The 7,274-nt window shown below is 43.0% G+C and carries 7 protein-coding genes; 5 read left to right on the forward strand and 2 right to left on the reverse strand.

Features of this window, described 5'->3' with window-relative positions:
- The first annotated feature begins 683 nt into the window (after positions 1-683).
- The 3 genes from BGK46_RS06315 to BGK46_RS06325 all read left to right on the forward strand — a co-directional run bounded on the left by BGK46_RS06315 (position 684) and on the right by BGK46_RS06325 (position 2,956).
- A complete protein-coding gene (locus BGK46_RS06315; protein ID WP_069587794.1) occupies positions 684-1,469 on the forward strand; it encodes a ParA family protein in 786 nt (261 codons plus the stop codon).
- Between the two features lie 3 nt (positions 1,470-1,472).
- Entirely contained in the window at positions 1,473-1,772 is a 300-nt protein-coding gene (locus BGK46_RS06320; RefSeq protein ID WP_069587795.1) for a hypothetical protein, read from the forward strand.
- A 224-nt stretch (positions 1,773-1,996) separates the two neighbouring features.
- Positions 1,997-2,956 (forward strand): hypothetical protein, encoded by a 960-nt coding sequence (locus BGK46_RS06325; RefSeq protein ID WP_139130743.1) that lies wholly within the window; start codon positions 1,997-1,999, stop codon positions 2,954-2,956.
- Between the two features lie 190 nt (positions 2,957-3,146).
- Here BGK46_RS06325 and BGK46_RS06330 read toward each other — a convergent pair whose 3' ends face one another.
- Positions 3,147-3,554: a hypothetical protein gene (locus BGK46_RS06330; protein ID WP_069587799.1), complete on the reverse strand. Its 408-nt coding sequence runs from the start codon at positions 3,552-3,554 to the stop codon at positions 3,147-3,149.
- Positions 3,555-3,681: 127 nt separating this feature from the next.
- Between BGK46_RS06330 and BGK46_RS06335 the strand changes: the two genes are divergently transcribed.
- Together BGK46_RS06335 and BGK46_RS17415 are read left to right on the forward strand one after the other, a co-directional pair.
- Positions 3,682-3,960, forward strand: coding sequence for a hypothetical protein (locus BGK46_RS06335; protein ID WP_069587800.1), 279 nt, complete (start codon positions 3,682-3,684; stop codon positions 3,958-3,960).
- A gap of 5 nt (positions 3,961-3,965) precedes the next feature.
- Positions 3,966-4,439 carry a hypothetical protein gene (locus BGK46_RS17415; protein WP_139130744.1) on the forward strand — a complete coding sequence of 158 codons (474 nt, stop codon included), beginning with the start codon at positions 3,966-3,968 and terminating at the stop codon, positions 4,437-4,439.
- A 206-nt stretch (positions 4,440-4,645) separates the two neighbouring features.
- Here the strand turns inward: BGK46_RS17415 and BGK46_RS17600 are convergent.
- Positions 4,646-7,274: hypothetical protein (locus BGK46_RS17600; protein ID WP_175418643.1), on the reverse strand; the 2,629-nt coding region annotated here is incomplete at its 5' end.

Consider the following 7,274-nt stretch of genomic DNA (forward strand, 5'->3'; position numbering starts at 1 on the left):
CAAATTATCCACAAAACAAAGCATCAAAACCGTCCTAAAGTCACAATGAACCGTCCTAAAGTCACAATAAGAAGGCTGATAACCGTCCTAAAGTCACAATGAACCGTCCTAAAGTCACAATAGGTTTATGTATAATCATGTTTTTAAAGGTTTTTTTGCGACTCTAAAAGATCTTAAAAAAAGATCTTAAAAAAGATCTTATTAAAATAGAGCTGGATATGTGGATAAGTGCTCTATGGATAAGCAGGGACAGCAAGCTGCCCCAACTTAACCACAGCCCACTTGAAAGATCGAGATCTCCTCACCATTGCGCTCCGCGCCCAATAATATTTTTTGTTTTTTAAGGAGCTGTAAGGCACACAGAGGCCGTAACTTACCTTTACTAACCCAACCATACCACTAATACGAAAACACCTCTCAGAACGCCATACAGGAGCGATCCGGAACGCGATCCTAACAGACCTGAGCGAAGCGATTAGATCTTTACTGAAAACCATTGCTGGCAGGTTTCAAATGATTGAGCATTATCAGAGACGGACTAGAGCATGTAATACATAGGTATTACATATACTAGCATGAAGCTGTTATGCATTTTTTTCTGATTTTGTGGTCTGTGAATTTGCAATTACCTGTTGCCTACTGTTATATGTAATACATAAGTATGACATAAGACGAACACCACAATGAAGACAATCGCAATCGCCAACCAAAAAGGCGGGGTCGGCAAAACCACAACAGCCATAAATCTCGCTACCGAGTTAGCAAAAAGCCAAAAGGTTTTAATAATTGACCTTGATCCGCAAGGGAATTGCTCGAAAGCCCTATCGGATGGTCAGACATCATTCCCTTTTGAAGAAACAAGCGCATACCTCTTTGATAAGCCCAAGGTTGCTGACATTACAGGTATAGTTAAGCGCCATGCCGTAGCTGATAATACGGTGATAAAAAATCTATTTATTATACCCACAGACTACCAACTCAGCCGAGTAATCGAAACATCCCTAACCAAGATCAACAGAGAACGAATCTTAGACCGTCATCTAGCGAAGATTCGAGATGACTTTGATGTAGTTATATTAGATACCCCTCCAAACTTATCACTAACTACTCTAAATGCCCTACAGTCGTCTGAACTTCTTCTGATCACTGTTGACTCTGGCGCATTTTCACTAGATGGGATCGCCCCTCTTCTGGAGGCCGCAGATGAGATAAAAGGTGAGGAAATTAATTACAGAATCTTGCGCAATGAAGTAGATAAGCGTAATTCGATTATAAATGAATTCATCGAGGATGAGTTATCTTCTGTTCAAGATAACGTGTTGAAAGCTAATATCCGTCGTTCTGAAGATGTATCCAAAGCCAATGCTCTAGCAATGCCTGTACAGCTTTTTAGAAAAAGCTCACTAGTTATCAATGATTACAAGTCACTATCCTCTGAAGTCCGAAAAATCTTAAATGTTAAACAATAAATTATGAACAAACTACGCAAAAAAGGCGCAAGATCAACGCTTAACTGTATAGGCAAAGCGGATAAAGGTGAGAGCAAGAATAGAATCACCACAGTAAAAGATAACATGCACACAACATACAAGGTCACGCCAATCACGATGAGATTGCCGCAGGCCGATAAAAATGCTGTGAGTGATTGGGTTGAGGAGCTAAATAATCATACAAAAAGAAATGTAACACCGGCTAAGCTGATGCGTGGCCTAGCTGCAATGCGTGATGATATCGATCAGGAGAAGCTATTGGGTTTTATCAACGATATGTGAAAACTCTCTTGAACGCTTAAGTGTGTGTGATACATATGTATTACACATTTTTTTGATTTAAATTCAGTAAATTATATTATCACCCTATTCATGTCTTGGATTGTAGTGTACTATTCTTGGTGTATGTAATACATAGGTATTACATACAAAAAACCCCGTCTCTGCTCCAACAGAAACGGGGTTATGAAACTTCCCCAACCGACAAAAATCAGAAAAGAATCAATATGAATACTACTACAAACTCTAGCATCAATACACACAAGACATTTTGCTACTTACTTCTATTTACCGCTTCAGCAATAAGCCTCTACCTCACCACATCATTCATGTATGAGCTGGGTGCCGGAGCTGGAATGGCAGTGGTTTTTGCCCTTGTTGGTGTAGTGTTTGATGTCTTCAAGTCTTACTCTCCCACCCTCGCAACCAAAGTGGTTAACAAAAATCAACCAACTGCCCTACTGCTGTGTGTACTAAGTCTTGCTCTTATTTGCGTTAGCGGTGCGGCTTCAGTTTTTTCACTACAAAGCGGCATTGACTCTATTCTCTCAGAATCTAAAGCAGCAAAAGTGGCGCAACTTAAAGTGGATTCAATTCAGTCTGAAATCAATGGACTAGAAGAACTCCGTTCGACTCAGCTTTCGATCAATCATGTATCAAAAGCTAACTCAACCACTCTATTAATTTCACAAAAAACAGCGGAGCTTAATGCTGCAATTGACGCCTCTGCTAACGCAACTGATAACAGCTTGTTGGCTAATTTTTCCACAGAACTTGTGTATATCATTGCCCTCGGTATCGAGCTAATTTCTGTTGCAGTAACCATGGTTTTGTTTCAGCTAAACGCTCAAACACAAACATCAAACAACATCAAACAGGATGAAACACAATTGCCCTCAACCCCTGTTGCCACTGGTTTCGAAGCTCAAACACAACCAGTTTTGACACAAGTTGAAACGCCGTTGCCGGAAGTTACGTTTGTTGCTGCCACGACACGAGAACAAGTGCTAGAAAACATGAAAACAGCTTTTTTGAGTGGAGCGGTACAGCCTAAATATCGAGCTGTGTGGGATGCATTTAAAGGCCAGATTAAACAAAAGGAGATTAAGCAATATCTAAGCGAATTGGCAGATCGTCAGATTCTACAGCGTCTTGATAACGGCTCATACGTTCTGGCGACAGCTTAATAGGGTACAGTGGGGCAGGGGAGTGCTGGCTGTATTGTCTGAATCGTTTCAGAGCCACAGCCAGCCTGTCAGCAACCTAGGCGCAGACAAGCTAACTATACCACGTCTGTTTTGAAATACTACCTCTGTTTCGTACTGAGGGCGGTTGGACTTGGTTAAACCTTGATAGCTAAGCTCCCTTTTTTTTGTGTTAGCGCCAGCCTCTTGAGTGATGATTGCCATGGCAATTCCCGTGGCAATTTCCGTGACATGATGCTCTTGAACTATTTGAATGAGCAGAGAACGATACGCCCGCACCGGAATTTTGAGTACCGTTTTTCAAGTCTTTTTGCAGTGTTTCGTTAACACTCATTCCAGTGTTTGCATTGGCATAAATCTCAACTAGGCTACGCTGCTCCTTATGAATGTTATTCACCAGTTGCTCGAAGTTGTGATCAATCACGTTTTTAATCATTGGCGATTTAATTAACGAGTAAGCCTCATTGATTTCCTGATCAGTAAAGTCTCCTACCTCCAGTGCGTCTACATCGACTTTATCGATCGAGGCCATAGCGCCCACTGTTGCTGCGGCTAAGGTCGCATTTAATACATGATTCATAGTGCTGTTTATTAAAATGATAATAAATTAAACAAGTTAACTTCAAGCGAGTAGCAGATTTTTATCAAAAAAATGCTCAAAATTTGCACGTTATGCATCGAGTTCAGTACAATTTAAATAAATAATTATGGATTCATTTTTAAATAACATTGCTAACGCTACGCTAGCCGATTGTCTAGAGAGGAGGGTTTCTGAATTTATCAGCGCTAACCCCAGCGAAACTTACTCATCTCTACGCCAGATCGCATTTCAGGATATCTTTGTAGAAACCGAATTACAGTTTGTTAAAAAGCACTTTACCGAAAATGTTCCCATCGATTTCCCGCTCACTCAACGGGATATGAAATACCGAATCCAAAAAGAACTGTCTCGTCAATTCGAGCAAAAAATGTTAAAACAAAAATAGTCACAATGAAACGATATCTATCAACTCTAATTAGTCAGATCCTAGAAGAAAAAACAGTTACTTTGAGTAGTCTAGATCTAACAACAAGTCTGCACCGCAAGCTTGCGGCAAGCATTGCGCTAATCTCCACATTGATCATAATCTCAGTACGATTATCACCGCTGGAAATGGGAAAAATGCTGATTGTACTAACAATCATAATCAGTATATTGTTCATCAAATATTTACCACTAAAACAGATTAAGCCGCTGAATTATAATGCGGATAGCGAGTTTTCTATCAGCAATAAATTCCGGCCATCTAAGTTGCTTTATGCTGGATTGGTCATCGGTATTTCTTCAACATTCATTCTCATTGCTGCTAGAAGTTTGTTCGTCCTCGACATACCAAGCTCACTGTTTGCACTGACGTTAGCGCCAGCTATACCATGCGGTATCGTTCCTCTGATGCTGGAGAGCAAATCGTGGAGTTATGAGTAGGGTAATTCAGCGAGTAGCGGATGATCCGGCGCTGGTTGAGGCGAACCGTAAACGAACGCCCACAATTAGGCCAATAGAGGATGCGTTTATATTTGAAGAGCCGCCGGAGTTAAAAACAGAGACAAGACCCAACTTTAAAAATAAGTCGGCACCCAAACAAAGGAAATAGAGCGCTGATTGGCGCTCTATTTGTTTCCGACGGTATTTTATTTCGCTATTTTTGATACACAAGAGTCGACTGTATGATTTACCGCCGCCGCGCTCCCCACAACCATGGTGCTGTTGCCATCATCTTCACTGATGGACGCTGCCCCCATTTTTTCTATCAGACGATCAGTTGCTTGGAATGCATAGCTAACGCCTTCGCGCATTAGCCACAACAGCAGCGCGATCCCAACAATCGATTTAATAAGATTGTGTACTAATGTGGTGATGCTATTCATCCCTGCACCAGTCAGCTCACTCATCGACAACATGATGTAATCAATCAGCTCATGTGCAACCTGAACTGCTAGAATACTAATGAGCAGCCCAACAAACAGAAATAACGGCCTTAGAAGCATATTAACTAAACCGCCATACAGCGCTTTTTTAACTACAGGAAATTGCCCCCCAACTATAACCAACGTCAACAGCAACACACTGCCAAACACTGTGTACACCAACACTGTTGAAACGAGAGTGAATGCCGCAAAGGAAAACAGTAGGCTAGGTAGCAGGTAAATTACCATACTTAGACAAGCAAAAATCAGGGCCAGTGACAGCAATCCGCTTGCGAGGTATTGCATAAACGATGAGTTTACCAACCCCGCCGCTACAGTTGTGATCTTATCTGTCACCATTTTAGGCGCTCCAGACTCGCTGAAAATTTTACCCGTTACGCTCGAAATTGGATCGTTAGCGGTTTTTTTCTTGGAAATCGAACCGTCCGTCGCTTGTTTGTCCCTGCGTATTTTTTTCATGATTTTGTTGCCTGCAATCGCAGAAATACCGACTGCCGCCAGCGTTGCAGAGGCATCAATGGCCTTTAGTGACTGATTGCGGTAATGGGCTAGGCTCAGGGTGCTCTGCTTGCGACAAATGGCGTGATACTCGCCCCGACTGATCCCAAGTTTTTCAAGCTCTGTGCTGGACGGGGTGCCTTCAGCAGAGCATAATGCTGTGACTTTTCGCCGGAGCTGTCCGGCAGTAATTTCAGGATTGGTGCTACTAATAGGCACAATCGTCACTGTCAGATCATCGATAATTGACTCTCCGGCCACATCCAATAGCTGTGACTGAGTAAGGGCGGGTTTAGCCCCTGATGCTGCAAATTCGTTACCCGTATATTTAATCATCGCACCCGCCGTTCCGCCCTGCGACGAATCGATCTGCGCTTGTAGGTTGGATTCGATCTTTTTAGCTACATCGTGTTTATCTATTTCTTCAAAATAAATGAACGACGGCATGATGAACGGTTTAAGGATATTTCTGCGCATCCCATCCGGCACATACGCCGCCTCACCGCTAAATGAGGTGGTACGTTTAACCGGAGAACTCACCGCTAACCCCTCCGCACCAGACACCGACTCCGCAACAGATAGGAATCTCTCCGTCATCCCCACAAAATCATAGCCAAACCCTAAAAATCCCTTGAGGCGCATATTGATACCAAGTTGGTGAAATTCATCACTGTCGCTATCGGCTTTTAGCTGCTCAAAACGCAGCTTTGCCAGTACGGTGCTGGCCGCCAAACTGACCTCATTTTTCGCACTAAAACTGCGCATTAGTTGCTCATGAGATTCAATAATTTTCGTACTGTACTGGTTAGTGAGTGCAAGAATTGCGTTGGAAAATCGTTGTGCGTTAGACGAATCGACATCAAACAGCATTTTCAATTGCCCGTCCCGCGCAATTGCACAGTTCATGCTAAATTCCGATGCAGATACATCACCTCTGTTTAGTTTTGCTATTGTTTTTTCGGTGTTGAAGTAGTTGATACGACTATCAAAACACGCCAGAGCACGAGCATGCTGAGATACAGTATGAGCTAGAGCTATTTGCTGATTTACTAGTGACAGTGTCACCTGATTTGAGCCTATATCCCCGCCGTCTAAGCGCCACAAGATGCGAGTAAAGAAGTGCCTAGCTGCTGCTTGTTTTTCTTTATTTGTCTCCTCGCTCATAGTGGCGGCAAAATCAAACCACGCCTCAAGCGCCTTTTCGGAATCTAGATCTAGCAAATCGATCTTAGATACGGCGTTGTTTATCGCCCACGCATCAACCCCATCAGGCGCTAAAGGCTCACTCAGATCACGAGTAGCACACAAGCGCTGTTTTTTCTCGTCATCCACTGCCCAGCCCGATTTTAACGTGCGAGTTTCAGGATCTAGCTGATACTGTGACGGGGTGCTGTCAGAGATAATAGAAACATCGAGCGTATTGGCATATTTACCTAAGCTATGATTTGCTCCTTTAAAATCCTCTTCAGCGCCAGCGTAAACACCAGTAAGCGCAGCGCTATCTACACACATCGCCTCTTCAATCGCCTCTTTCGCCGCAGTGTAAGGTTTTTTTGCCTCAGTTTTTCCGACCTCATGGGCCAGATCTGAGGCCATACGATTTTCGGACATGAGGTGGATGATGGTTGATGAGGCAATGTTATAAATCCCGATGCCGCCCCAAATAGATGAAACACCCGCGACAGAAACCAGATTAGTCCGCCCCTTATGAGTAACTATTGGGGAAACGAGCAGGCCAACGAGTGAGCAAACCGCAATATATGGGATGAGGTCGTTTTTCCCTCCGGTTTTTACCGTAAAAATCTTCGCAAATACCCAGATCAAAAAGAGCCAT

The organism is Salinivibrio sp. SS2 (assembly GCF_001722075.1).
Lineage (GTDB): Bacteria > Pseudomonadota > Gammaproteobacteria > Enterobacterales > Vibrionaceae > Salinivibrio > Salinivibrio proteolyticus.

Bases quoted from the DNA above. Each gene is read 5' to 3' on its own strand.
- BGK46_RS06315 (WP_069587794.1), top strand. From the start codon at position 684: ATGAAGACAATCGCAATCGCCAACCAAAAAGGCGGGGTCGGCAAAACC.
- BGK46_RS06330 (WP_069587799.1), bottom strand. From the start codon at position 3,554: ATGAATCATGTATTAAATGCGACCTTAGCCGCAGCAACAGTGGGCGCT.
- BGK46_RS17415 (WP_139130744.1), top strand. From the start codon at position 3,966: ATGAAACGATATCTATCAACTCTAATTAGTCAGATCCTAGAAGAAAAA.
- BGK46_RS06320 (WP_069587795.1), top strand. From the start codon at position 1,473: ATGAACAAACTACGCAAAAAAGGCGCAAGATCAACGCTTAACTGTATA.
- BGK46_RS06325 (WP_139130743.1), top strand. From the start codon at position 1,997: ATGAATACTACTACAAACTCTAGCATCAATACACACAAGACATTTTGC.
- BGK46_RS06335 (WP_069587800.1), top strand. From the start codon at position 3,682: ATGGATTCATTTTTAAATAACATTGCTAACGCTACGCTAGCCGATTGT.